Here is a 22,557-nt window from a genome sequence, read left to right as displayed (position 1 = left end):
GAGCGGAGTGATGACATGAATGAATATCCGGTAGTACTGGTCATTAACTGCGGCTCGTCTTCAATTAAATTTTCAGTACTGGATGCCGCCAGCTGTGAAGTATTAATGGCTGGTATTGCAGATGGCATTAATTCTGAAAATGCGTTCCTGTCAATAAATGGGGGAGAGCCGGCTAAGCTGGCTCACCGCAGTTATGAAGGTGCATTGAAGGCGATCGCATTTGAATTAGAAAAACGCGATTTAATGGATAGCGTGGCGTTAATTGGCCACCGTATCGCGCACGGCGGCAGCATATTTACCGAATCGGCGATCATTACCGATGAAGTTATCGACAATATTCGCCAGGTGTCGCCGCTGGCACCGCTGCATAATTACGCCAATCTCAGCGGTATTGAATCAGCGCAGCAGTTATTCCCGGGCGTACAGCAGGTGGCGGTCTTTGATACCAGTTTTCATCAGACGCTGGCGCCAGAGGCATTTCTCTACGGCCTGCCGTGGGACTATTACCAGCGATTGGGCGTGCGTCGCTACGGCTTCCACGGCACTTCGCACCGTTATGTGTCTCAGCGCGCGCTAGCGCTGCTTGATTTACCCGAGCAGGATAGCGGGCTGGTCATTGCCCATCTTGGCAACGGCGCGTCGATTTGCGCGGTACGCAACGGCCGCAGCGTCGACACCTCGATGGGCATGACGCCGCTGGAAGGCCTGATGATGGGCACCCGCAGCGGGGATGTCGATTTTGGCGCGATGGCGTGGATTGCCGGCGAAACTAACCAGACGCTCAGCGATCTGGAGCGCGTGGTGAATAAGGAGTCCGGCCTGCTGGGGATATCCGGATTGTCATCCGACCTGCGGGTGCTGGAAAAAGCCTGGCATGAGGGGCATGAACGCGCGCGGTTGGCGATTAAAACCTTCGTGCATCGTATTGCCCGCCACATTGCCGGCCATGCCGCCTCGCTACGCCGCCTTGACGCGATTATTTTTACCGGCGGTATCGGCGAAAATTCGGTATTAATCCGCCAACTGGTGATTGAGCATTTAGCGGTATTCGGCGTCAGCCTGAATGATGCGCTAAATAAACAACCCAACTCCGCCGGTGAACGCGTTATTTCTTCCCGCGAGGCACGCGTGATATCTGCAGTCATCCCCACCAATGAAGAGAAGATGATTGCGCTCGATGCTATTCATTTAGGCAAAATTAACACATCCCTGGAATTTGCTTAATTACGTTGTGGTCCTGTAGAGAGATTATTTTCATGAAGGTAAATATCGATACCAGCGATATGCTGTACGCCGAAGCATGGCACGGATTTAACGGTACGGACTGGAAAGAAGAAATTAATGTCCGTGATTTTATTCAGCACAACTATACGCCATATACCGGGGATGAATCGTTCCTTGCGGAGGCGACGCCGGCGACGACCGCGCTGTGGGAAAAAGTGATGGCCGGCATTCGCGTAGAGAACGCTACCCACGCGCCGGTTGATTTTGATACCAATATCGCCACCACCATTACCGCCCATGATGCCGGCTATATTGAGCAAGCGTTGGAGAAAATTGTCGGTCTGCAAACGGATAAACCGCTCAAGCGCGCGCTGCATCCGTTTGGCGGCATTAACATGATTAAAAGCTCGTTTGATGCCTATGGCCGGGAAATGGATAGTCAGTTTGAATATCTGTTTAGCGAGCTGCGTAAAACCCACAATCAGGGGGTATTTGACGCCTATTCGCCGGATATGCTGCGCTGCCGTAAATCCGGCGTGTTGACCGGGCTGCCGGACGGCTATGGCCGCGGGCGTATCATTGGCGACTACCGCCGGGTGGCGCTATACGGCATCCGCTATCTGGTGCGTGAACGTGAGCTGCAGTTTGCCGATCTGCAGGCAACGCTCGAGCGCGGGCAGGATCTGGAAGCCACTATTCGTCTGCGTGAAGAGCTGGCGGAGCACCGCCGCGCGCTGCTGCAAATGCAGGAGATGGCGGCGAAATACGGCTGCGATATCTCCCGCCCGGCGCGCAACGCCCAGGAAGCTGTACAGTGGTTATACTTCGCCTATCTGGCGGCGGTGAAATCGCAAAACGGCGGCGCGATGTCGCTGGGGCGTACCGCCTCTTTCCTCGATATCTATATCGAACGCGACTTCCACGCCGGGATCCTCAATGAACAACAGGCGCAGGAGCTGATCGACCACTTCATTATGAAGATCCGCATGGTGCGTTTCCTGCGTACGCCGGAATTCGATACGCTGTTCTCCGGCGATCCCATCTGGGCAACCGAGGTGATTGGCGGGATGGGGCTGGATGGCCGCACGCTGGTGACTAAAAACTCCTTCCGCTATCTGCATACGCTGCACACCATGGGCCCGGCGCCGGAACCCAACCTTACCGTATTGTGGTCGGAAGCGCTGCCGATTGCCTTTAAGAAATACGCCGCCCAGGTCTCGATCGCCACCTCCTCGTTGCAGTATGAAAACGATGACCTGATGCGCGCCGATTTCAACAGTGATGATTACGCCATTGCCTGCTGCGTCAGCCCGATGGTTATCGGCAAACAGATGCAGTTCTTCGGCGCTCGCGCCAACCTCGCCAAAACGCTGCTGTACGCAATCAACGGCGGGGTGGATGAGAAACTCAAAATCCAGGTCGGGCCGAAAACCGCGCCGCTGATGGACGACGTGCTGGATTACGACAAAGTGATGGCCAGCCTCGATCATTTCATGGATTGGCTGGCGGTGCAGTACATCAGCGCGCTGAACATCATTCATTACATGCATGATAAATACAGTTATGAAGCCTCGCTGATGGCGCTGCACGACCGCGACGTATACCGCACCATGGCCTGCGGGATTGCCGGGTTGTCGGTGGCGGCGGATTCGCTTTCGGCAATTAAGCACGCGAAGGTGAAACCCATCCGCGACGACAGCGGCCTGGCGATCGATTTTGAGATTGAAGGCGATTATCCGCAGTACGGCAATAACGATCAGCGCGTCGATAGTATTGCCTGCGATCTCGTTGAACGCTTTATGAAGAAAATTAAGGTGTTGCCGACGTACCGTAACGCGGTGCCCACGCAGTCGATCCTGACGATTACCTCAAACGTGGTGTACGGCCAGAAAACCGGTAATACCCCGGATGGCCGCCGCGCCGGTACGCCGTTTGCGCCGGGAGCAAACCCGATGCATGGCCGCGATCGCAAAGGGGCGGTCGCTTCGTTGACTTCCGTGGCGAAGTTGCCGTTCACCTACGCGAAGGATGGAATCTCTTATACCTTCTCGATCGTCCCGGCGGCGTTAGGCAAAGAGGCGAGCGTCCGGCAAACCAACCTCGTTGGTCTGCTTGACGGTTACTTCCACCACGAAGAGCGGATCGAGGGCGGCCAGCATCTGAACGTCAACGTGATGAACCGCGAAATGTTGCTGGATGCCATTGCTCATCCGGAAAATTATCCGAACCTGACCATCCGCGTCTCTGGCTATGCGGTGCGCTTTAATGCGCTGACCCATGAACAGCAGCAGGATGTCATTTCGCGAACCTTCACCCAGGCGCTGTAACGCAACGGGGCGACGATCATGGTCGCCCCATTTTTTATCATCGGTGTGAAACCTGGTCTTCACTACACGGTAAACCGAGGTGTAGATATGATTAGCGCTTTCGATATTTTCAAAATTGGTATTGGCCCTTCGAGTTCCCATACGGTGGGGCCGATGAATGCAGGAAAAAGTTTTATCACTGAGCTGGCGAGCAGCGGCGACCTGACGCAGACTTCGCGCATTGTCGTCGATCTGTACGGTTCGCTATCGCTGACCGGCAAAGGGCATGCGACCGATGTCGCCATCATCATGGGGCTGGCGGGCAATAGTCCGCAGGATGTCGATATTGACGCCATCCCGGCTTTTATTCAGCAGGTGACCGCGAGCGGCCGTCTGCCGGTGGCGAAGGGGAGTCGGCAGGTCGATTTCCCGCTGCCGGAGAGCATCGTATTTCATGATAGCGCGCTGGCCCGCCATGAGAACGGTATGCGTATCAGCGCCTGGGATCATCAGCAGCCGCTACTCAGCAAAACCTATTACTCAATTGGCGGCGGGTTTATCGTTGAGGAAGCGCGTTTTGGCCAGACTCACGATGTCGCAACGCCGGTCCCCTTTGATTTCCGCTCCGCCCATCAACTGCTTCAGCTGTGCGAGCACAATGGCCTTTCCATCTCTGGCCTGATGATGCAAAACGAACTGGCGCTGCGCGATAAGGGGCAAATCGATGCTGGTTTCGCCGCCATTTACGCGGTGATGCGTAACGGTATTGAGCGGGGAATGAATACCGAGGGCGTGCTGCCGGGGCCACTCAACGTGCCGCGCCGGGCGGCGGCGCTGCGCCGACAGCTGGTGGCCAGCGACAGCCTCTCCCGCGATCCGATGAACGTCATCGACTGGATCAATATGTTCGCGCTGGCGGTGAGCGAAGAGAATGCCGCCGGTGGGCGGGTCGTCACTGCGCCTACCAATGGCGCATGCGGGATTATCCCCGCGGTTCTGGCCTATTACGACAAGTTTCGCCGTCCGGTCAATGCCAACTCGATTGCTCGCTATCTGCTGGCTGCGGCGGCTATCGGTTCACTGTATAAGATGAATGCCTCTATATCTGGCGCAGAAGTTGGCTGTCAGGGCGAAATTGGCGTGGCCTGCTCTATGGCGGCGGCGGGGCTGACGGAACTCCTTGGCGGCAGCCCGGCGCAGGTATGCAACGCCGCGGAGATTGCGATGGAACATAACCTCGGTCTGACCTGCGACCCGGTGGCCGGGCAGGTGCAAATCCCCTGCATCGAACGCAATGCTATCAATGCGGTGAAGGCGGTTAACGCCGCGCGGATGGCGCTCCGCCGAACCAGCGAGCCGCGGGTCTGTCTCGACAACGTCATTGAGACGATGTATGAAACCGGCAAAGACATGAACGATAAATATCGTGAAACTTCGCGCGGCGGGCTGGCGATAAAAGTAATTTGCGACTGACGAATCAGAAAGGAGTGGGCTGGCGCGCCGCTATCGCTTCACCGCTGACCGGATGGTGAAAATGCAGTTCGCTGGCGTGGAGCATCAGGCGTGAGGCCTGATGTGCCGCCAGCCCTCCGTAGAGATCGCAGCCGAGAATCGGATAGCCGAGATGCTGGCAGTGGATGCGTAGCTGATGGGTGCGTCCGGTTTCCGGTTGCAATCGTACGCGAGTTACCGCCAGCGAACCACTGGCTGTTGGCAACCATTCCCGTGATAGCACCTGATAGCGGGAGCGCGCCGGTTTACCGTTACGCGCGCTAATCACCATCCGTGGAAACAGCGCCGGATCTTTGGCAATCGGCGCGTCTATCACCCCTTCATCTTCCTCTGGATACCCACACAGCAGGGCGTGATAAACCTTGCTTACCGCCCGCTGGCTGAACTGCTGACACAGCGCGGCGTTGATCGTTTTGTTACGCGCCACCACCATCAGCCCGGAAGTCCCGAAATCGAGCCGATGCACCAGCGTGCACCCCGGAAAATTCTGCACCAGGCGATGATGGACTGAATCCAGGTTCTGCGGGTTCTTCCCCGACAGGCTGAGCAGACCGCTGGGTTTGTCGATCAACAACAAGTGTTCGTCCTCGTAGAGGATCTTAATCTGCGCGGAACAAGGTGGGGCGATAAAGGTATCTATTACGGTAGGCATGGGCAGGCGCTGCTTAAGGGTGAGGGCGGATGATAGCGAAATTACCGGCCACAGGCGAATGAATTTGATGGCTATCAAAGGAGATTGGATCGGCTAACAATTCGGATTGCGCTCACGGGTATTATTAGATATTCAACTTGCAGCGTAAATATTTCGCGGTAAATGAAAAGGATTATTCATGATATTGCTAATTAAGGATAGTATTTATTCTTGCGTTAAATGGTTACTATTATTAATTAGCCTGACCGCAGGATTATCCGCTGCGGCAAGCGAAAATATGCCGGATAATTTTTATCGCGTCACGCCTGAGTTGTATCGTTCGGCGCAACCTAATCGGCTGCAGATGCAGAGCCTGGAGCGTATAGGAATACGCTCAGTGTTAAATTTGCGTCAGTGGCACAGCGATGCTCACGAAGCGCAGGGCACGGGGCTTATTTTGTATAGGGTGCCGATGAACGCGGCTGCGATTAACGACGATGATGTGGTGATTGCGCTGAGCCTTTTACATCGTGCGGTAAAACCGGCGCTGGTGCACTGCTGGCACGGCAGCGATCGTACCGGGATGATTGTCGCGCTCTACCAACTGCTGTTTAGCCATGCGACAAAGTCAGAAGTGCTGGCGGAACTGCACCGCCCGGAATATGGCTATCACCAACAGTATTATCCCGACATTGCCCGCTATATTGAGTCGACCGATGTAGAACAATTGCGAGCACGGGTGCTGAGTTTATCCGCAGGAAAATTTTAGCGAGCCGTCATTTTTAACGCACAAATTATCGTCATAAAGATTGTTATCGCCATATAGCCAAACCATAGTGCGGCAGTTATCCCTGTGATTATGGTGAGGAATAGTTATTGTTATGTTTAATGAGTAAATAAGGGCTGCCAACAGGCGATACAGCGAAAAAAGCCTGATCGAAAATTTAAGTTGTCATTATTTTAGTGTGGGTATATTCCTCGAATCGTTAGTAAAAAATCCACAGGCGCGGAATTGCAGTTGGTAGGCGAACGTGGTACAACAATTGTTATGTTATAACATATCTTATGAATCATATGAACGAACCTGCGATCCTGCACGTTGACGGGATAAGTCTTAACGCCCGGCGTGGTACAACGATACTTGATGATATCCAGTTCACGCTCCATACCGGCGAAAAGCTGGCGGTCATTGGCCCCAACGGCAGTGGTAAATCAAGCCTGCTGCGGACGATCATTGGCGACGCTCGCCCGGATAAAGGAACGCTGTACTGGCAGGGGTGTCCACTACGGCAACTGTCGCCACAAGCGCGTGCGCGGAATATTGCTTTCCTGTCACAAAACGATACCCCTGATTTGCGCCTGACGGTGGAAGAGTATGTTCAATTGGGGCGTTTACCGTATCGTGAATCACCCTCCTCGGCACAGGGACGGCGCATCGTGGATAGCGTGATTAGCGATACGGGGCTGCAGCCTTTACGCCATCGCCCGCTGGGCAACCTCTCCGGCGGTCAGCGCCAGCGCGCCGCGCTCGCCCGCGCGCTGGCACAATCACCCGCATTACTATTGCTGGATGAGCCGACCAATCACCTCGATCCGCTGGCGAGGAGCGAGTTGCTTACCCTGGTAAAGCGCACAGAGGTTGCGGTGATTGCGGTGTTACACGATCTTGCCGCGGCTGAAGCCTTTGCCGACCGAATGCTGGTTATCCACCACGGCAAGCAGATGATTTGCGACGTACCCGAGGCTGCGCTGCACCCCACCGTAAGCTATCCGGTTTTTGGCATGACCAGTTTTCGCGTGGCGCATCCCGTTAGCGGTAAAGCGCTACGCATTTTTGAAGTTCCTCATCGCGCTTAATGATCTCGAGTAAATATGAACAGACTTTTAACTATCTTATGGCTGCTGTTAAGTAGCCCGTTAGCGTTAGCGAATCCCTTTCCCGTTACCGTGGACAGCTGCGGTAAACCCATCACCTTTAATCAACCCCCACAGCGTGCGGTAATTAACGATCTTAATATGGCGGAAATGGCCTTTGCGCTCGATCTCCAGGATCGGATTGTGGGGCTAACCGGCATCACCGGCTGGTACAAACTTACGCCACAGTTCAAAGCGGCGATGGGGACCATCCCCGAGCTGGCGCCTAAATACCCGTCGCTGGAAACGCTGCTGGCGGTCCGGCCGGACTTTTTCTTCGCCGGCTGGAACTACGGCATGAAAATTGGCGGCGATGTGACGCCGCAGACGCTGGCGCCATATGGAATTAACACGCTGGTATTGAGTGAAAGTTGCGTACAGGCCGGCGGGCAGGCAAAGAAAGCCGACATGAGTTTGCTTTACAACGATGAACTCAAGTTGGGTAAGATTTTTGGCAAGCAACAACAGGCCGAAGCGCTGGTGGAAGGGTGGAAGCGTCGCCTGGCGAATCTGCCAGCCAGGGCAGCGGATATGCAGCCGCAGCGGGTCTTCGTCTATGACTCCGGCGAAGATAAACCTTTTACCAGCGGCAAGTACGGGATGCCGACGGCCATTATCGAGGCGGCCGGGGGACGCAACGTGATGGATACTCTGGACGCGAACTGGACCACGACGACGTGGGAGGCGGTGGCGGCCAGCGAACCACAGGTGATTATTCTGCTCGATTACCAAACCGGCACGGGAACCGAGGCGCTGCAGCACGTGCTGGAATCTCATCCACTGATGAAATTGACGCCCGCCGTCCGGCAGCAGCGTTATCTTAAGCTACAGTATGCTGAATTGACTCCGGGTCCGGCGAATATTGCGGCGGTTGAGAAGCTGGCGCACCTCTTATATGCCACGGACGTGAAATGAGGCCGTCAATGCAACGTTTTCTTCTGTGGACGGCGCTGGCATCCGTGGTTTTATGCGGCTTGATGATTTCGAGCCTGCGGTTGGGGAGTGTGGAACTCTCATGGCAACAAGTGATATCAGCGTTAGGGATATCATCCGCTCCCGTTCCCGAAATTTTGAAAACTATCGTCATTGACTTACGTCTACCACGGAGCCTTCTGGCGGCGTTGACCGGCGCAGGACTGGCGATCGCCGGCTTGCTGTTACAGACCACGACACGTAACGAACTGGCCGATCCATTTTTGTTTGGTCTCTCTTCAGGCGCTTCCGCCGGCGCGGTGCTGGTGATTACCCGCTTCGGCGATGTACTGGGGGCGTTTACGCTGCCGGTCTCGGCCTTCGTCGGCGGGATATTATCCGCGCTGGCGGTGATGATATTGTTTCGCGTCAATCAGCTAAGGCGAGCGGAACAGTTAATTATCTGCGGCCTGGCGGTGTCGTTTCTTTTCAGCGCGCTGACCAGCTATCTGGTCTTTTCCGGCGACCAGCGAGCGGCCGGTTCGTTGCTATTCTGGTCATTGGGCGGTCTGGGACTGGCGCGATGGGACAACTTGTTCATTCCATTATTGAGCCTGGGGTTGTTGAGCGGATTTACCCTGCGTCGCTGGCGGGCGTTGGATGCACTGCTGGCGGGGGAGCAGACGGCCTGCTCGCTGGGCGTCGATGTGCAGCGTTTGAGAAGCGAAACCTTTCTCTGCTGCGCGTTGGCTACCGCTTTACTGGTCTCTTTAACCGGGGTCATTGGTTTTGTCGGCCTGATGGTTCCTTATCTGGCGCGTCGGGTCGTTGGCGTCAGGCACCGGCTGGCCGTACCAATGTGCGGTCTGCTGGGCGCGATATTGCTCATTGGCGGCGATATACTTAGTCGAAGTCTGATAGCGAATCAAGAATTACCGATTGGTATTATTACTGCCGGGCTTGGCGGCGCGTTTATTGTTAGCCTGCTAATGCGGGCAACACGATAAGCCGAGCCACGGGAAAATAGCGGTTGACCCATTATTGCGCGCAAATAATGGGTTCTATTATTTAAATGAATGTGACTCGCCGATTATAAAGGCACTCTCCGCCGTTGAAGGGGGAACTTTTCTGGATAGAGCGCTTTTGGACGAGGTGGGTTTTTTTAAATGATTCGCCAAAAATATAATTGGACAGAAATTTTTTTCAGGCCACGATTGTTGCGGCATGGCGGTAAGTAATGATTTATATCAATGAAACAGACATCATTGGCGCATGACCCGTTAGTTGGTAAGTTCCTGGTTTAATTCCCTGCTCAAAACGCATGAGGCCACGCGATATATTGAGATATTGCAATTGTTGGTTATTTTATTCGTTATTCCCGTGATGAATATTCTTGATATCAATCTAAATATAGTTCATTAATTCGGGTGGTTAACGGTAACCAGTGATTCATTCTGATGTGGTTCAGATATATAAGGGGTGTAATGAACAGCGCTTGCCCAGGTGAGCGACTCAATACCCGTATTCCTTCACTGTTGTCACTGCATATCGAAATTGAACAGAGGGCCGTCAAACTGACGCTTAAATCCCTGGCCGTTAGTCGTTCCGGTAATATTAAAGCCCACCCAATATTCGTTCAAGAAAAAATAAATACCAATAACAATAATTCAAGTTTTTCTGTTTCTGAGTGCCGTTCGCCAGTGAGTTAGCAAGGTGAAATTAAATTTGGAGTTTAAGAACACCTTATTAGAGAAGCGAGAGTAACGCACAGGAGGTGCGATGAAGACATTACGACCACTGTGGGGCAGGGGTCAGATGATCTCCCCACAACATTTTCAACAGCAGGTGAACCAGGCGGCCTGGCAAAGCGAATGTATCGCCCGTCTGGGAGTGATGAATCCCTGGGGCGTCATCCGCGTCGAATTTGACGCCGCTCTGCTAAAGCAAGGGACACTGAAAGCCAGCCACCTGTACGTGCGCTTTCCTGATGGAACGCTAATTGACAGTGATAATGCTGATGCGCTGCCTGAAGCCATGGTCTTGCCGCAAGCGGACTGCCATGAATTAACGGTGGTGCTGGCGCTGCCCCATGAGCATGGCAACGGCGGCAATTGCCTGCAGGTGGAGCAACGTGCAGAGCGTCCGGTACGTTGGCGCCAGGCCTGGCGAGAAGTGCGCAACAGATATGGCGAAGACAGTCGACAAATTGCGGTGATGCTTGCGCAACTGACGCTGCGTGCTGCGGATGACGATAACGGCGATTATCAAACCGTCGACCTCGCCAGGCTACGTCGCGACAGTCAGGAGTGCTGGTCGCTGGATGAGGACTTTATCCCACCGCTACTGAAAGTGTTAGCCAGCCGCTGGCTGCACGAACAGACGGAACAATTGACGAATCAACTGCGCACGCGCCTGCAACGTCTGATGGCCATGCGCCGGGAGAGCAACGCCAGGATGGCGGATTTTGCGGTGGCGGATGTATCACTGTTCTGGTTGCTGAACGCGCTCAACAGCGCGGAGCCGGTGTTGAGCCATTTTCTGCGTCATCCTCAGGTACATCCGGAACGGCTGTATGAAGCGCTGGCCAGCCTGGCGGGCAGCTTGCTGACTTTCTCCCTTGACCACACCACGGCGGATATCCCGCCCTATCGCCATCAGGCGCTGACCGAAGTCTTTCCACCGCTATTCAAATTACTCGGCGTACTGCTCGAAGCCAGCCTGCCATCCCGGGTTGTGGCGATTGAAATGACGCACGATGACCGGCGTAAGCGCTGGCATGCCCGCCTGCACGATCCAAGGTTGCGCGAAGAAGCCGATTTTTATCTCTCGGTGCGTTCCGCGCTGCCTGCGTCGCAACTGCTGGAGCAATTTCCGCAACAGTGTAAAACCGGCAGCCCCGATGAGGTTGACCGGGTGGTCAACGGTTCGCAGCCGGGCATTCCGCTGAAAGCCATGAGCCATGTTCCCGCCGCTATTCCGCTGCGCCTTGAGAATCAGTATTTCACCCTTGATATGACTCATCCGGCGGCGCAGGCGATGCTGGCGGAAGGGAGTTGCGTCTTTTACGTGCCCGGCCTGCTGGGCGATCCTGAACTCGAACTGTATGCGGTGCTGCGCTCATGACCCAGGATATCAATATTGATGCTCTGCTGGCGGATAGCTGGCTAACGGTGACGGAACTGCGTCTTGGCGCCAAACTGGCCGAGGGGGAGGGGAAACTTCTTTGGCAGCGTTGTGTAGATAACATTGAACAGGTGATGGCGCAGCTGGTCGCCGCTGATGTCAGCGAGACGAACCGCCAGCACATCCTCTATGCGTGGTGCGCGCTGCTGGATGAAACCGCGAAAGGCCGCAAAGAGGAAGATGACGCCTGTATCGCCTGGTACGACCGGCCGCTTGAGGTCAAATATTTTGGCGGCATGGAAGCCGGAGATGCGCTCTATGAGCGTATACGCCAGACGTTGCGCGAACCGGCGCCGGATATAGCTGTACTGACCTGTTTTCATCGGGTACTGGCGCTGGGCTTTAAGGGGCGCTATAGCCTCAATGATCCGGCGCGCGCAGCGCTTGTCAGCGCGCTTGGCGAGCGTGTACCGCCGTTTGCGGGCGATCCTCAGCAGCCGATTCTGGCGAATCTATCCGGCCGCCGCGGTCTGGCAGACTGGCTGCGCCGTTGGCCGGTGAGTATTGGCGTGTCGCTGGTGCTGGTGGCCGCGTTGTGGTTGGGGTTGAACTACTGGCTGGATGCCCTGGTGGCGGCGTTGCGACTGGGAGGCGGACAATGAGCGCGGGCTATCCGCGCCTGCTATGGCTGTGGGGCGGGCTGCTGGCGGTGTTGATGATCCTGCTGTTTCTGCCGTTATCCACCGGTGGCCGGGTGCTGGCTGTTGGGTTGACGGCGGCGGGCGTAGCGGCCGGGCTGGTCTACGTCGGGCGCCAACAACGTGAGCGACCTGCGGATGCCGACTGGCTGGTTGAGCTACCGTCGGCGCCGTATCGACAGCCGGTTGTGCTGGTCTGCGGCGACACGGCGGACTGGCCGGGAGAAGGGGCGGTTTACCGTACGGCGCAGGGTTGCTGGCTGAGAGTCACCACCGCCGCGTTGCAGCAGACGGCGCGTTATTTGCAGCGTGAGCGGCCGGCGCTCATCGCCCAGCTGGCAGTGATGTACTGCGTGCAGCCGCAACAACATGATGATGACGCGGCGCTGACGGCCCGGTTTCGCGAGCTGCGCTGGCAGCTTGCTCAGGTGCGGCGTGATACCCGTCGGGCGATACCGTTACTGCTGAACAGCACTCTGTTCGGCGCATCGCTGGAACCGTTATGGCAGACAGCGCGTGCCGAAGAGACGATGCAGATGTGGCTGCCTGACGGCGTGCCGTTCAGCAGCGCAAGCTGGCTGATGCAGGCTGATGGCGCTCATCGCCTGGCGGCGCTGGTGAGGATGAATGCGTTTGCCCGCTTTACGCAGCAGATAGCGTTGAGCGTACTGACGGCGGCCACCGACGATGTTCCCCCGATCGCTCCGGCGGTCGTACTGTATCATTTCACGCCAGCCGGGGCGCCTGCCGTGGCGGATAATCTATGGCAGCGTTGGCTGTCTGAGCATACTTCCCTCAACTCACTACCGGGCTGGTTGCCGAAAATTGCTGCCGATGCGCGGAAACTGCCTGATTTTATTTTGCCGATACTGCCGCAGGGCGGCGGCATTACGCCGAAAAGCCGTGCCCTGTGGCGGGCATTCTGTCTGTTCTCCCTCGCGGCCCTGATTGCGCTGTGCTGCAGCGCATGGAATAACCATCAACTCCTCCAGCGGGTTGGTTTTGATGTTCAGCGTTATGAACGGACGGCGATGGACGACCATGCAGCAAAAGCCCGCGCCGTACAGATTTTACGCCAGGATGCGGCGCAATTGGACGCCTTCGCGCGTGACGGCGCGCCGCTGGCGCTCAGTCTTGGGCTCTATCGCGGCGAGCGTCTGCGCCAGCCGTTACTGGAAGCGATTCGCTCCTACGTCCCCCCGCCTCCGCCGAAAGCGGTAGAAAAAATCGTGCCGAAAATTATCCGCCTCGACAGCATGTCTCTTTTCGATACCGGCAAGTGGACGCTGAAACCGGGCTCCACAAAGCTGCTGGTGAACTCGCTGGTGGGGATAAAGGCCAGGCCAGGTTGGCTTATCGTCATCGCCGGGCATACCGACAGCGTGGGTGATGATAAATCCAACCAGACACTCTCTCTGAAGCGTGCCGAATCGGTGCGCAACTGGATGCGCGACACCGGTGACGTGCCGGAAAGTTGTTTTGCGGTACAGGGCTATGGCGAAAGCCGTCCTGTCTCCGGCAACGAGACGCAACAAGGCCGGGCGCTCAACCGCCGGGTTGAAATTAGCCTGGTGCCGCAGGCTGATGCCTGCCGGGTTGCGACAACCTCCGCTTCATCCCCGGCGGATGGCGCTTTCTAAACCGACCATCTCATGATGCTCTGCGCGGACAGGTTTTCCTGTCCGTCGTTTTTGTTGCCGGGTACCGGGGTCAACACAATCTGCCCAACCTTGTGCGCTTTTGGGCTCCTTATCAACAGGAAACAGCGACGGGCGGTAGCGTGGCTGAAAGCGATGGAAGGTAGATAAAGAGAATGGCGTTTGATACAGGAAAATAAACCATGAATGACATAAAGCCTTTGTTTTTCAACCACAGTCATCATCTTTTACAGGTGCATGGTTGTCACTCCTTGCTGGACGTTCTGTGCTTCGAAGGCGAGGAAAACTTAAGCGAGCCTTTCCGCTATACCATTGAATTTACCAGCAGCGATCGTGCCATCACCCCGCAGCAGATGTTGCTGAAAAATGCCTCGCTGACCTTGCAGGCGCCGGTTGACCAGGGATTTGGCATTAAGATCCAGCAACCGGTGCGCGTTGTGCAGGGAGTGATCACCGCTTTTGAACGGCTTTCCACTTCAAAAGAGGAAACGCGCTACGCCTTGACGTTACAGCCGCGTATGGCGCTACTGTCGAAGAGCCATCAGAATCGGATTTATCAGGACATGTCGGCGCCGCAGATTGTGGAGCACATCCTCAGAACCCGTCACCAGATGCTCGGTGAAGATTTTGTCTTTCAACTGGCGCATGAATATCCGCGGCGTGAACAGGTGATGCAATACGGTGAGGACGATCTGACTTTTATCTCCCGCCTGTTGGGCGAGGTGGGGATCTGGTTTCGTTTTATCGCCGATACCCGGCTCAATATTGATGTAGCGGAGTTCTACGACGACCAGCAACACTACGAGGCGGGGCTGGTATTGCCCTCGGTCGCCCCCTCCGGGCAGCATGACGGCGGGAGCGAATCGGTGTGGGATTTACAAAGCCGACACCGCGTGGTTGAGCGTTCGGTCTTCACCCGTGACTACAACTATCGTAACGCGCCGGAGGATATGAATCTCAACGTCAATGTCAGCCGCGGCGATAGTACCACCTACGGTGAAGCCTATCACTGGGCGGACAACTACCTGACGCCAGGTAATCGCTATCAGCATACTCCGGACCCGGAGAGCGGGGCCTTTTATGCCCGTATTCGCCATGAGCGCTATCTCAACCAGCAGACGCGGCTGAACGGAGAAACAAACTGCGCGGCGTTGGCTCCCGGACAGCAGCTAAAAGTGAGCGGCGGCGAGGAGGTGACGGACCTCTGGCGCCAGGGCGTGGCGATCACCGCTATTCACTGTCGCGCCCGCCGCGACCGCAGCTTCGAAGTGACATTTCAGGCCATTCCCAGTGTTGAGACCTACTGCTTTCGCCCGGCAATCATCAGCAAACCCAAGATGGCCGGGACGTTACCTGCGCGCGTCACCAGCACCAAAATCAACGATCTCTACGGCCATATCGATCGCGACGGACGTTATCGGGTGAACTTATTGTTCGACCGCGATCGCTGGCAGCCGGGCGAGGAAAGCCTGTGGGTGCGCCAGGCGCGCCCTTACGCCGGTGAAACTTTTGGCCTGCATCTGCCGTTGTTAGCGGGCACCGAAGTGGCGATCGCTTTTGAGCAGGGCGATCCCGATAGGCCCTATATTGCCGGCGCCCTGCACGATTCCACGCACCAGGACCACGTGACGCTTTACAACTACAAGCGCAACGTGCTGCGCACGCCGGCGAATAACAAGATTCGCCTTGATGATACACGGGGCAAAGAGCACGTTAAGGTCAGCACCGAATATGGCGGCAAGAGCCAACTCAACCTCGGCCACCTGGTGGATCATCAGAACACGCCGCGCGGTGAAGGGTTTGAGTTACGCACCGATAGCTACGGCGCGATCCGCGCAGGCAAGGGGATATTTATCACCGCCGATGAACAGCTGAAAGCGATGGGCGCGACCGTGGAAATGGATCCCGCGAGTCAACTGCTCAGCGCCGCCGTTGTTCAGCTCAACGACTGGCAGGAGATAGCCCGCACCCACTATAACACCCCGCCGGATGTCAGCACGTTAAAGCAATTCGTTGGCAACGCCGTCAACCTGGCGAGCCCCGTCCTGCTGATGAGCGCGCCGAAGGGCATCGGCATCGTGACGGCGGAAACGACGCTGCTGCAGAGTGGTAAAGGACTGTATCTGCAAAGCGCCAGCGATATTGCGCTGGCCAGCGGCAATCGGCTGTCGGTGAATACCAAAAACGCTATCTCGCTGCTGTCCCACCGCGAAGGGATGCGTATGGTATCGGTGAAAGGTCCGCTGGCGATAGAGTCGCACGGCGATACCCTGGCGCTCACTTCACTGAAGGATATTACCGTTCAATCAACGCAGGGACATCTGCAGCTTACCGCCAAAAATGGCATCACCCTTGGCTGCGGCGGCGGCTACATTCGCCTGACGCCGCAGGGAGAAATCCATCTTCACAGCCCCGGTCTGCTCAGTTTTAAAGGCACGCATAAGATGCAGGGGCCGGCCGGCGAGACGTTTCCGCTTCCCGACCTTCCCACATCGATTTGTAAAGATTGCCTGATTCATGCGCAAGAACTGGCTCAGACCTTTGTTCCGCGTGCCGCCTGACAATCGCCCATTGATATAACTTACCCGGAGGAACAGACCTTGAAACCCATTATTCGGCAGGGTGATACCTTGCGTGAGCATGGCGGTACGGTGATCGGCGGCCATTATCTCTGTTTTGGTAAAGGCATCGCCTGCAAAGGCGACCAGGTGAGCTGCAATGAACATGGCCTGACGGTCATAGCCGAAGGAAGCTCGCTGTATGAAGTGGATGGTTCTCCGGTGGCTCTTGACGGGCATCGTTGCGCCTGCGGCTGTACGCTGGTGAGCTCACGGCCTGATTGCGACGTCGCGCTATGAGACAGCTCACCGACTATCTGCCTTACAAAACCGCCACGCCACCCCACAACGGACGGTGGTTATCCGTCGGCGCGGGACTGACGCTGATTAGCGGTGGAGGCGCGGCGTTAATGCCTGGCGAAGCGCGTAGCGGGGCGTTAATTACCGTCGCAATCGTTGGCGCCATGCTTTTGGTCTTCATCATCTGGATGTTGCGTCTGCTTTATTACCGCCTGTCGGTCCACTATACCCAGTACTACCAGCAGTTGATCGATTTCGATCATCAGACGTGGTGGGCCCGGCATCAATATAGCGTTGGGCTAGTGGAAACGGTGCTGCTGGGGCCGGTGGGGTGTGAACCCGAGCGCTGGCAGACGCTGCTGAAGCGAGAACATCAGCCGCCAAAAGAGAAACTGGAGTCCGGTGCGCGGGCGCTGCGGCTGATTCACTCGGACATCGTGGATATCGACCTGCGTGAACAGCAGCTAGCCCGAATGTTGGCGCAACAATGGCTGGCGCAGCGAGGCGAACCTCAACTTCCCTACCTGAGCGGCTGTTACTGGCAGGGCAGCGAACCGGCGTGGCGAGAATTTTGCGCCGAGCTGCGCAAGCGCTGTCCTACCGCTCAGTTGCCGCATATGGCTGAACCCTGGCAGGGCGAGGCCAGCTTATCGGAGATTACCGCACGAATGAATGCGGCCGGCGACGGATGTTTCATTCTGGTGGCGGGGTGCCAGTCGGTGGCGGTGACGGCGGATTCGGTGAGACCGGCGGGTGAATCTGCCGTGCTGTGGTTACTGGCCCGGGAGGGGGAGGCGCGGCTGACCCGCGGCGAGGTTTATGAAGGCGCCGCGCTGGAAAATATCCAGCAGGTCTGTCAGCGGGCGATGCAGCAAAGCGGGGCCGAACGTCCGCCCGATCCCTGTATCGCATTTACACAGCCGCAAATCCCGGAACTGGCGCAAAGCGGCTGGAACAGTAACCAGCTGCTGCAGGATGAAAACTGGGGGGAGACGGGGCTGATGGAGCAGCTCATCACGATTACGCTGGCGGCGATATTTGCCTGTCGCTTTCATCAGTCTTGCGGCTGGATCGCCCGCGATCCGCGTCATCCTCTCTCACTGGGCATCGTCATCGCAGCAGTCCCGGCACCGCAACCTCAAGACAAGAAGGAATGAACATGTCGTTAATGAATCAGGAATGGATTAGCAAGCTGGAACAATTTGCGCGAAAACTCGCGCTGCGCGACGTCTATCTCATTGCCGATCAAGGTGTTTTAAGCAATCCGTTGTTGGATGGCTTAAATAGACTTTCTCCTCCGGTGCAGTGGTTCTCGCTCTATCAGGGGCAACCGGAAGAGCCGCTGCTGGAGATGGCGCCTTTATTGATGCGGCTGGAGCCAGCTTGCTGGCAGCATCGTCAATGGATCGCCGATCTGATCGCCGCATTTTCCTACAAGCCGGGTCTGCTGATCTTCCTCTCACCACTGAGTTTTTCAACGCTCGCCGCCCACTTGCGCAATCTGGCCGACGGCGCATGGGAAGACCGTTCTGGTCTGGTGCGTTATTACGATACCCGCATGTTCCCGTTGTTGATGCAGCATGTGCTCACTGAAGAACAAAAAGCATGGTTTTTAGAACCGGTTTATCTCTGGAGCTACCGCGATAGAGACAACAAGATCTGCTGGCTGGAAGGCGAATGTTCGCCAGTTCTGGCAGCGATCCCGGAGGCGATCAAGATTAATTTCAGCGATGAGCAAATGATGAAACTGGATGTCGCTATCGATGCCCAGCGATTTACGGTTTCTGAAAAATTCAGCACCTTTTTTGCCACCCAGGAGGACAAATTTAACACTCTTTGGCAGCTCGGCTGGCAGGCGCATCAGCAGAATTTTGTCGGCGATTTAGCTTCCTGGTTTGAAAGCCGCTTTAAGGAATAAAACATCCTCCCTTTTGATAATCAATAGGCGATTATCAGTTCTGTATGGACACATCAATGATAAAACATATCCGTATTTTGCCCGGCAGGCTGGCGGTGCTGGCCGCCGTTTTGCTCTGCCTGCTGACGGCCTGCCGCGACCACAGTCGCGATGGCATGAGTGGCGCTGATATAGCCGTTTTAAACCATGGTCCGGACGCCATTGTTTCGATGCAGGTGAACGGCTACGGCGGGCCAGGCGCCAATTCCTACGGCGGCGGCGGCGGCTTCTGCTGCGTGATGGTGCCAGATGTCTGGCGCCCGGGGCTGACGGCAAAAATTACCTGGACCTCCGATCCTAACGCCTGGATGAAATCCAGTAATATGCCTGACAACTATTCGCAATACTATCAGCGCCATGGGCCAATTACCGTGCCCATTGAGCGCTGGGAGAAGGGGCAGGGCTGCGGTTTTGAAGTGCATGTCTTTCCCTGCGATAAGGTAAGAATTATACGCTCCTGTCACGATCGCTCATCTCCGGAATATCCGATACATCGTGCGCCCGATGAGGATCAAAAGGCAGATAACGTCATTTTTAAACATATCAAGGAGGAAGTTGTATGTCCGACACCGCAGAGTCCACGCTGAATGCCCTGAAGGCGCTTATTGCCGCCTTCCAGAGCGGTGTCACCCTGGTCACTGTCAAAACGTCCACCGCGGAAGCGGCCAATTTTATTTGACCGCTACAAATATCATTATCACAAATATTCGGGAGGTATATATATCAGCAAAAATATAATTCTGTCATTACGCCATCTCTTAATAACAACGCATTTAATTTCTTTTGTAAGGACACATCAATGATAAAGCATATCCGTATTTTGCCCGGCGGGCTGGCGGTGCTGGCCGCCGTTTTGCTCTGCCTGCTGACGGCCTGTCGCGATCACAGTCGCGACGGCATGAGCGCCGCCGACATAACGTTGTTAAACCACGGCCCGGATGCCATCGTTTCGGTGCAGGTGAACGGCTACGGCGGGCCAAGGGCGAACTCCTACGGCGGCGGCGGCGGCTTCTGCTGCGTCATGGTGCCAGATGTCTGGCGCCCGGGGCTGACGGCAAAAATCACCTGGACCTCCGACCCTAACTCCTGGATGAAACTGAGCGATATGCCTGACAACTATTCGCAATACTATCAGCGCCATGGCCCGATCACCGTGCCCATTGAACGCTGGGAAGAGGATCAGGCTTGCGGCTTTCATGTGCATATTTTCCCCTGCGATAAGGTGCGGATAGTCCGTTCCTGCATTCCACCGGGACAGCCGGGCTACCCGGTACCCCAGTCTCCCCCTGACTGGGAGCAACGAGCGGATAAGATCATTTTCAAACATATTAAGGAGGAAGTTGTATGTCCGACACCGCAGACTCCACGCTGAATGCCCTGAAGGCGCTTATTGCCGCCTTTCAGACCGGCGCCACTCCGGTCGCGGTCAAAACCTCCACCGCAGAAGCGGCCAGCCTACCGCCAAAGTTTCCCGGGCCGGATGACAAAAAGCCCGCGGATAACTCCACACAGCAGAAAACCCAATACAACGAGCGCGGCCGCCTGCCGGCGAGCAGAACGCAGACCGAAGGTAACTACGCCAGGCAGTACCTGGAGGGATATGTCGGGGAGTCCGATCATCAATCGGACAAAAAAACGGAGCCAGGCTGCCCGCCAGCCTGCATACACAATTCGCTGCTGACTAATATTGCCCGGCTCTGGCCTATGAGAAACCGGTATTGATATTTGCAGCGGCCCATTTTATTTGACCGCTACAAATATCACTATCAGTTATATATGGGGGGCATCTATTAGCATAAATACAAGCATTTAATTACGTCATTTATTAATAAGTCATCACTTTATATTTGTAAGGACACATCAATGATAAAGCATATTCGTATTTTGCCCGGCGGGCTGGCGGTGCTGGCCGCCGTTTTTCTCTGCCTGCTGACGGCCTGCCGCGATCACAGTCGCGACGGCATGAGTGCCGCTGATATAGCCGTCTTAAACCATGGTCCGGACGCCATTGTTTCGGTGGAGGTCAACGGCTACGGCGGGCCAAGAGCGAACTCCTACGGAGGCGGCGGCGGCTTCTGCTGCGTGATGGTGCCAGATGTCTGGCGCCCGGGCCTGACGGCAAAAATCACCTGGACTTCCGATCCTAATTCCTGGATGAAATCCAGTGAGATGCCGGATGATTATGAAACTCACTATCAGCGTCATGGCCCGATCACGGTACCTATTGAACGCTGGGAGCAGGAACAGGCCTGCGGTTTTGACGTGCATATTTTTCCCTGCGATAAGGTGCGGATAGTGCGTTCCTGCTACGGTCGTGCAGCCCCTGAATATCCGATACCCCCTGACCCTGACGGAAATAAAAAAGCACAAAATATACTTTATAACCACGTTAAGGAGAACATCGTATGTCCGACACCGCAGACTCCACGCTGAATGCCCTGAAGGCGCTTATTGCCGCCTTTCAGACCGGCGCCACTCCGGTTACGGTTAAAGCCTCTACTGCAGAAGCGGCCAGTTTACCGCCAAAGTTTCCCGGGTTGGATGATGAAAAAGGGAAAACGTCAGCGGATAACTCCACGCAGCAGAAAACCGAATACAACGAGCGCGGGCGCCTGCCGGCGAGCAGAACGCAGACCGAAGGCAACTACGCCAGGCAGTACCTGGAGGGGTATGTTAAAGAGTCCGATCATCAATCGGATAAAAAAACGGAACCGGGCTGCCCGGCCAGCCTGCATATCAGCCTGTTCTTCGACGGTACCTGCTGTAATAAAGAGGGGGCTGATGAGGTGTACGGCTCGCGAAACCCGCCGCTGACTAATATCGCCCGATTTTATCATTTGGAAAACCGGTATTAATGTCTGTAGCGGCCAATTTTATTTGACCGCTACAAATATCATTATCAGTTATATATGGAGGTTCATATATTAGCATAAATACAGTTATTTAATTACGTCATTTATTAATAACTCATCAATTTATATTTGTAAGGACACATCAATGATAAAGCATATCCGTATTTTGCCCGGCGGGCTGGCGGTGCTGGCCGCCGTTTTGTTCTGCCTGCTGACGGCCTGTCGCGACCACAGTCGCGACGGCATGAGCGCTGCTGATATAGCCGTCTTAAACCATGGTCCGGACGCCATTGTTTCGATGCAGGTGAACGGCTACGGCGGGCCAGGCGCTAACTCCTACGGCGGCGGCGGCGGCTTCTGCTGCGTGATGGTGCCAGATGTCTGGCGCCCGGGGCTGACGGCAAAAATCACCTGGACCTCCGATCCTAACTCCTGGATAGACCCGAAGCACATCCCTGACGATCATGCGAGTCATTATCAACAGCATGGGCCGATTACTGTGCCGATTGAACGCTGGGAGAAGGGGCAGGCCTGCGGTTTTCATGTGCATATTTTCCCCTGCGATAAGGTGCGGATAGTGCGTTCCTGTGTGCTCCCGGGGGGGCCGGTTCAGCCAGGTCAACCTGAATATCCAGTCCCTCAGTCTCCCCCTGACTGGAGGGAAAGGGCACACAAAATACTTATCGAACATATCAAGGAGGAAGTTGTATGTCCGACACCGCAGACTCCACGCTGAATGCCCTGAAGGCGCTTATTGCGGCCTTTCAGACCGGTGCCACTCCGGTCGCTGTTAAAACCTCCACCGCAGAAGCGGCTAGTTTACCGCCGAAGTTTCCCGGGCCGGATGACAAAAAGCCCGCGGATAAAACCACGCAGCAGAAACCGAATACAACGAGCGCGGCCGCCTGCCGG

General features: G+C 55.8%; 21 protein-coding genes. 20 read left to right on the top strand and 1 reads right to left on the bottom strand.

The genetic code is table 11. The features are described 5' to 3' along the window. Positions 1-15 precede the first annotated feature (15 nt). From tdcD to tdcG, 3 genes are all read left to right on the top strand, one after another. The gene (gene tdcD / locus PGR79_RS03345) at positions 16-1,224 is read left to right on the top strand and encodes a propionate kinase (RefSeq protein WP_113373600.1); all 1,209 of its coding nucleotides are present in this window, start codon (positions 16-18) and stop codon (positions 1,222-1,224) included. Positions 1,225-1,256: 32 nt separating this feature from the next. Beyond that, positions 1,257-3,551 carry a formate C-acetyltransferase gene (gene pflB, locus PGR79_RS03340; RefSeq protein WP_113373601.1) on the top strand — a complete coding sequence of 765 codons (2,295 nt, stop codon included), beginning with the start codon at positions 1,257-1,259 and terminating at the stop codon, positions 3,549-3,551. 87 nt (positions 3,552-3,638) lie between these two features. After that, on the top strand, positions 3,639-5,003 hold the full coding sequence (gene tdcG / locus PGR79_RS03335) for an L-serine ammonia-lyase (protein WP_113373602.1): 1,365 nt from the start codon (positions 3,639-3,641) through the stop codon (positions 5,001-5,003). Between the two features lie 4 nt (positions 5,004-5,007). On the opposite strand, the gene PGR79_RS03330 is transcribed toward tdcG, so the two are convergent. Further along, complete coding sequence (locus tag PGR79_RS03330; RefSeq protein ID WP_113373603.1) at positions 5,008-5,694, bottom strand: RluA family pseudouridine synthase; 687 nt, start codon at positions 5,692-5,694, stop codon at positions 5,008-5,010. Between the two features lie 178 nt (positions 5,695-5,872). Here PGR79_RS03330 and PGR79_RS03325 point away from each other — a divergent pair, with 178 nt between their 5' ends. The 17 genes from PGR79_RS03325 (at position 5,873) to PGR79_RS03245 (ending at position 22,381) form a co-directional block, all read left to right on the top strand. Beyond that, on the top strand, positions 5,873-6,442 hold the full coding sequence (locus tag PGR79_RS03325) for a tyrosine-protein phosphatase (protein ID WP_113373604.1): 570 nt from the start codon (positions 5,873-5,875) through the stop codon (positions 6,440-6,442). Between the two features lie 305 nt (positions 6,443-6,747). Further along, positions 6,748-7,530: an ABC transporter ATP-binding protein gene (locus tag PGR79_RS03320; protein WP_213794557.1), complete on the top strand. Its 783-nt coding sequence runs from the start codon at positions 6,748-6,750 to the stop codon at positions 7,528-7,530. A 15-nt stretch (positions 7,531-7,545) separates the two neighbouring features. Next, positions 7,546-8,502, top strand: a complete 957-nt coding sequence (locus tag PGR79_RS03315; protein ID WP_113373605.1) for an ABC transporter substrate-binding protein — start codon at positions 7,546-7,548, stop codon at positions 8,500-8,502. An 8-nt stretch (positions 8,503-8,510) separates the two neighbouring features. Then, the gene (locus PGR79_RS03310) at positions 8,511-9,506 is read left to right on the top strand and encodes a FecCD family ABC transporter permease (RefSeq protein WP_087860671.1); all 996 of its coding nucleotides are present in this window, start codon (positions 8,511-8,513) and stop codon (positions 9,504-9,506) included. Positions 9,507-10,278: 772 nt separating this feature from the next. Further along, positions 10,279-11,622, top strand: a complete 1,344-nt coding sequence (tssK, locus tag PGR79_RS03305; protein ID WP_087860646.1) for a type VI secretion system baseplate subunit TssK — start codon at positions 10,279-10,281, stop codon at positions 11,620-11,622. Further along, positions 11,619-12,284 (top strand): type VI secretion system protein TssL, short form, encoded by a 666-nt coding sequence (gene tssL / locus PGR79_RS03300; RefSeq protein ID WP_113373606.1) that lies wholly within the window; start codon positions 11,619-11,621, stop codon positions 12,282-12,284. The genes tssK and tssL overlap by 4 nt, the downstream gene beginning before the upstream one ends. Further along, positions 12,281-13,960 carry an OmpA family protein gene (locus PGR79_RS03295; RefSeq protein ID WP_113373607.1) on the top strand — a complete coding sequence of 560 codons (1,680 nt, stop codon included), beginning with the start codon at positions 12,281-12,283 and terminating at the stop codon, positions 13,958-13,960. The genes tssL and PGR79_RS03295 overlap by 4 nt, the downstream gene beginning before the upstream one ends. Before the next feature lie 200 nt (positions 13,961-14,160). Beyond that, positions 14,161-16,539, top strand: a complete 2,379-nt coding sequence (locus PGR79_RS03290) for a type VI secretion system Vgr family protein (protein ID WP_113373608.1) — start codon at positions 14,161-14,163, stop codon at positions 16,537-16,539. 39 nt (positions 16,540-16,578) lie between these two features. After that, positions 16,579-16,836, top strand: a complete 258-nt coding sequence (locus tag PGR79_RS03285) for a PAAR domain-containing protein (RefSeq protein WP_087860650.1) — start codon at positions 16,579-16,581, stop codon at positions 16,834-16,836. After that, positions 16,833-17,993, top strand: coding sequence for a hypothetical protein (locus tag PGR79_RS03280; RefSeq protein WP_162750166.1), 1,161 nt, complete (start codon positions 16,833-16,835; stop codon positions 17,991-17,993). The genes PGR79_RS03285 and PGR79_RS03280 overlap by 4 nt, the downstream gene beginning before the upstream one ends. 2 nt (positions 17,994-17,995) lie before the next feature. Beyond that, positions 17,996-18,754, top strand: a complete 759-nt coding sequence (locus PGR79_RS03275) for a DUF4123 domain-containing protein (protein WP_113373609.1) — start codon at positions 17,996-17,998, stop codon at positions 18,752-18,754. A 56-nt stretch (positions 18,755-18,810) separates the two neighbouring features. Beyond that, a complete protein-coding gene (locus PGR79_RS03270) occupies positions 18,811-19,380 on the top strand; it encodes a DUF3304 domain-containing protein (protein ID WP_113373610.1) in 570 nt (189 codons plus the stop codon). A 212-nt stretch (positions 19,381-19,592) separates the two neighbouring features. Next, on the top strand, positions 19,593-20,165 hold the full coding sequence (locus PGR79_RS03265) for a DUF3304 domain-containing protein (RefSeq protein WP_113373611.1): 573 nt from the start codon (positions 19,593-19,595) through the stop codon (positions 20,163-20,165). Next, positions 20,138-20,515, top strand: coding sequence for a hypothetical protein (locus tag PGR79_RS03260; RefSeq protein WP_430921063.1), 378 nt, complete (start codon positions 20,138-20,140; stop codon positions 20,513-20,515). The genes PGR79_RS03265 and PGR79_RS03260 overlap by 28 nt, the downstream gene beginning before the upstream one ends. Positions 20,516-20,656: 141 nt before the next feature. Beyond that, the gene (locus tag PGR79_RS03255; RefSeq protein ID WP_430921061.1) at positions 20,657-21,226 is read left to right on the top strand and encodes a DUF3304 domain-containing protein; all 570 of its coding nucleotides are present in this window, start codon (positions 20,657-20,659) and stop codon (positions 21,224-21,226) included. Further along, positions 21,199-21,648 carry a hypothetical protein gene (locus PGR79_RS03250; protein ID WP_430921059.1) on the top strand — a complete coding sequence of 150 codons (450 nt, stop codon included), beginning with the start codon at positions 21,199-21,201 and terminating at the stop codon, positions 21,646-21,648. The genes PGR79_RS03255 and PGR79_RS03250 overlap by 28 nt, the downstream gene beginning before the upstream one ends. Before the next feature lie 142 nt (positions 21,649-21,790). Continuing rightward, on the top strand, positions 21,791-22,381 hold the full coding sequence (locus tag PGR79_RS03245; RefSeq protein ID WP_430921057.1) for a DUF3304 domain-containing protein: 591 nt from the start codon (positions 21,791-21,793) through the stop codon (positions 22,379-22,381). Positions 22,382-22,557: the final 176 nt, after the last annotated feature.

Source organism: Klebsiella sp. 141161, assembly GCF_050600815.1.
GTDB lineage: Bacteria > Pseudomonadota > Gammaproteobacteria > Enterobacterales > Enterobacteriaceae > Klebsiella > Klebsiella aerogenes.
This window is presented reverse-complemented; position numbering and strand designations above follow the sequence as displayed.

Excerpts from the sequence above, each read along its gene's own strand:
- tdcD (WP_113373600.1), top strand. The coding sequence starts at position 16 with ATGAATGAATATCCGGTAGTACTGGTCATTAACTGCGGCTCGTCTTCA.
- pflB (WP_113373601.1), top strand. The coding sequence starts at position 1,257 with ATGAAGGTAAATATCGATACCAGCGATATGCTGTACGCCGAAGCATGG.
- tdcG (WP_113373602.1), top strand. The coding sequence starts at position 3,639 with ATGATTAGCGCTTTCGATATTTTCAAAATTGGTATTGGCCCTTCGAGT.
- PGR79_RS03330 (WP_113373603.1), bottom strand. The coding sequence starts at position 5,694 with ATGCCTACCGTAATAGATACCTTTATCGCCCCACCTTGTTCCGCGCAG.
- PGR79_RS03325 (WP_113373604.1), top strand. The coding sequence starts at position 5,873 with ATGATATTGCTAATTAAGGATAGTATTTATTCTTGCGTTAAATGGTTA.
- PGR79_RS03320 (WP_213794557.1), top strand. The coding sequence starts at position 6,748 with ATGAACGAACCTGCGATCCTGCACGTTGACGGGATAAGTCTTAACGCC.
- PGR79_RS03315 (WP_113373605.1), top strand. The coding sequence starts at position 7,546 with ATGAACAGACTTTTAACTATCTTATGGCTGCTGTTAAGTAGCCCGTTA.
- PGR79_RS03310 (WP_087860671.1), top strand. The coding sequence starts at position 8,511 with ATGCAACGTTTTCTTCTGTGGACGGCGCTGGCATCCGTGGTTTTATGC.
- tssK (WP_087860646.1), top strand. The coding sequence starts at position 10,279 with ATGAAGACATTACGACCACTGTGGGGCAGGGGTCAGATGATCTCCCCA.
- tssL (WP_113373606.1), top strand. The coding sequence starts at position 11,619 with ATGACCCAGGATATCAATATTGATGCTCTGCTGGCGGATAGCTGGCTA.
- PGR79_RS03295 (WP_113373607.1), top strand. The coding sequence starts at position 12,281 with ATGAGCGCGGGCTATCCGCGCCTGCTATGGCTGTGGGGCGGGCTGCTG.
- PGR79_RS03290 (WP_113373608.1), top strand. The coding sequence starts at position 14,161 with ATGAATGACATAAAGCCTTTGTTTTTCAACCACAGTCATCATCTTTTA.
- PGR79_RS03280 (WP_162750166.1), top strand. The coding sequence starts at position 16,833 with ATGAGACAGCTCACCGACTATCTGCCTTACAAAACCGCCACGCCACCC.
- PGR79_RS03275 (WP_113373609.1), top strand. The coding sequence starts at position 17,996 with ATGTCGTTAATGAATCAGGAATGGATTAGCAAGCTGGAACAATTTGCG.
- PGR79_RS03270 (WP_113373610.1), top strand. The coding sequence starts at position 18,811 with ATGATAAAACATATCCGTATTTTGCCCGGCAGGCTGGCGGTGCTGGCC.
- PGR79_RS03265 (WP_113373611.1), top strand. The coding sequence starts at position 19,593 with ATGATAAAGCATATCCGTATTTTGCCCGGCGGGCTGGCGGTGCTGGCC.
- PGR79_RS03260 (WP_430921063.1), top strand. The coding sequence starts at position 20,138 with ATGTCCGACACCGCAGACTCCACGCTGAATGCCCTGAAGGCGCTTATT.
- PGR79_RS03255 (WP_430921061.1), top strand. The coding sequence starts at position 20,657 with ATGATAAAGCATATTCGTATTTTGCCCGGCGGGCTGGCGGTGCTGGCC.
- PGR79_RS03250 (WP_430921059.1), top strand. The coding sequence starts at position 21,199 with ATGTCCGACACCGCAGACTCCACGCTGAATGCCCTGAAGGCGCTTATT.
- PGR79_RS03245 (WP_430921057.1), top strand. The coding sequence starts at position 21,791 with ATGATAAAGCATATCCGTATTTTGCCCGGCGGGCTGGCGGTGCTGGCC.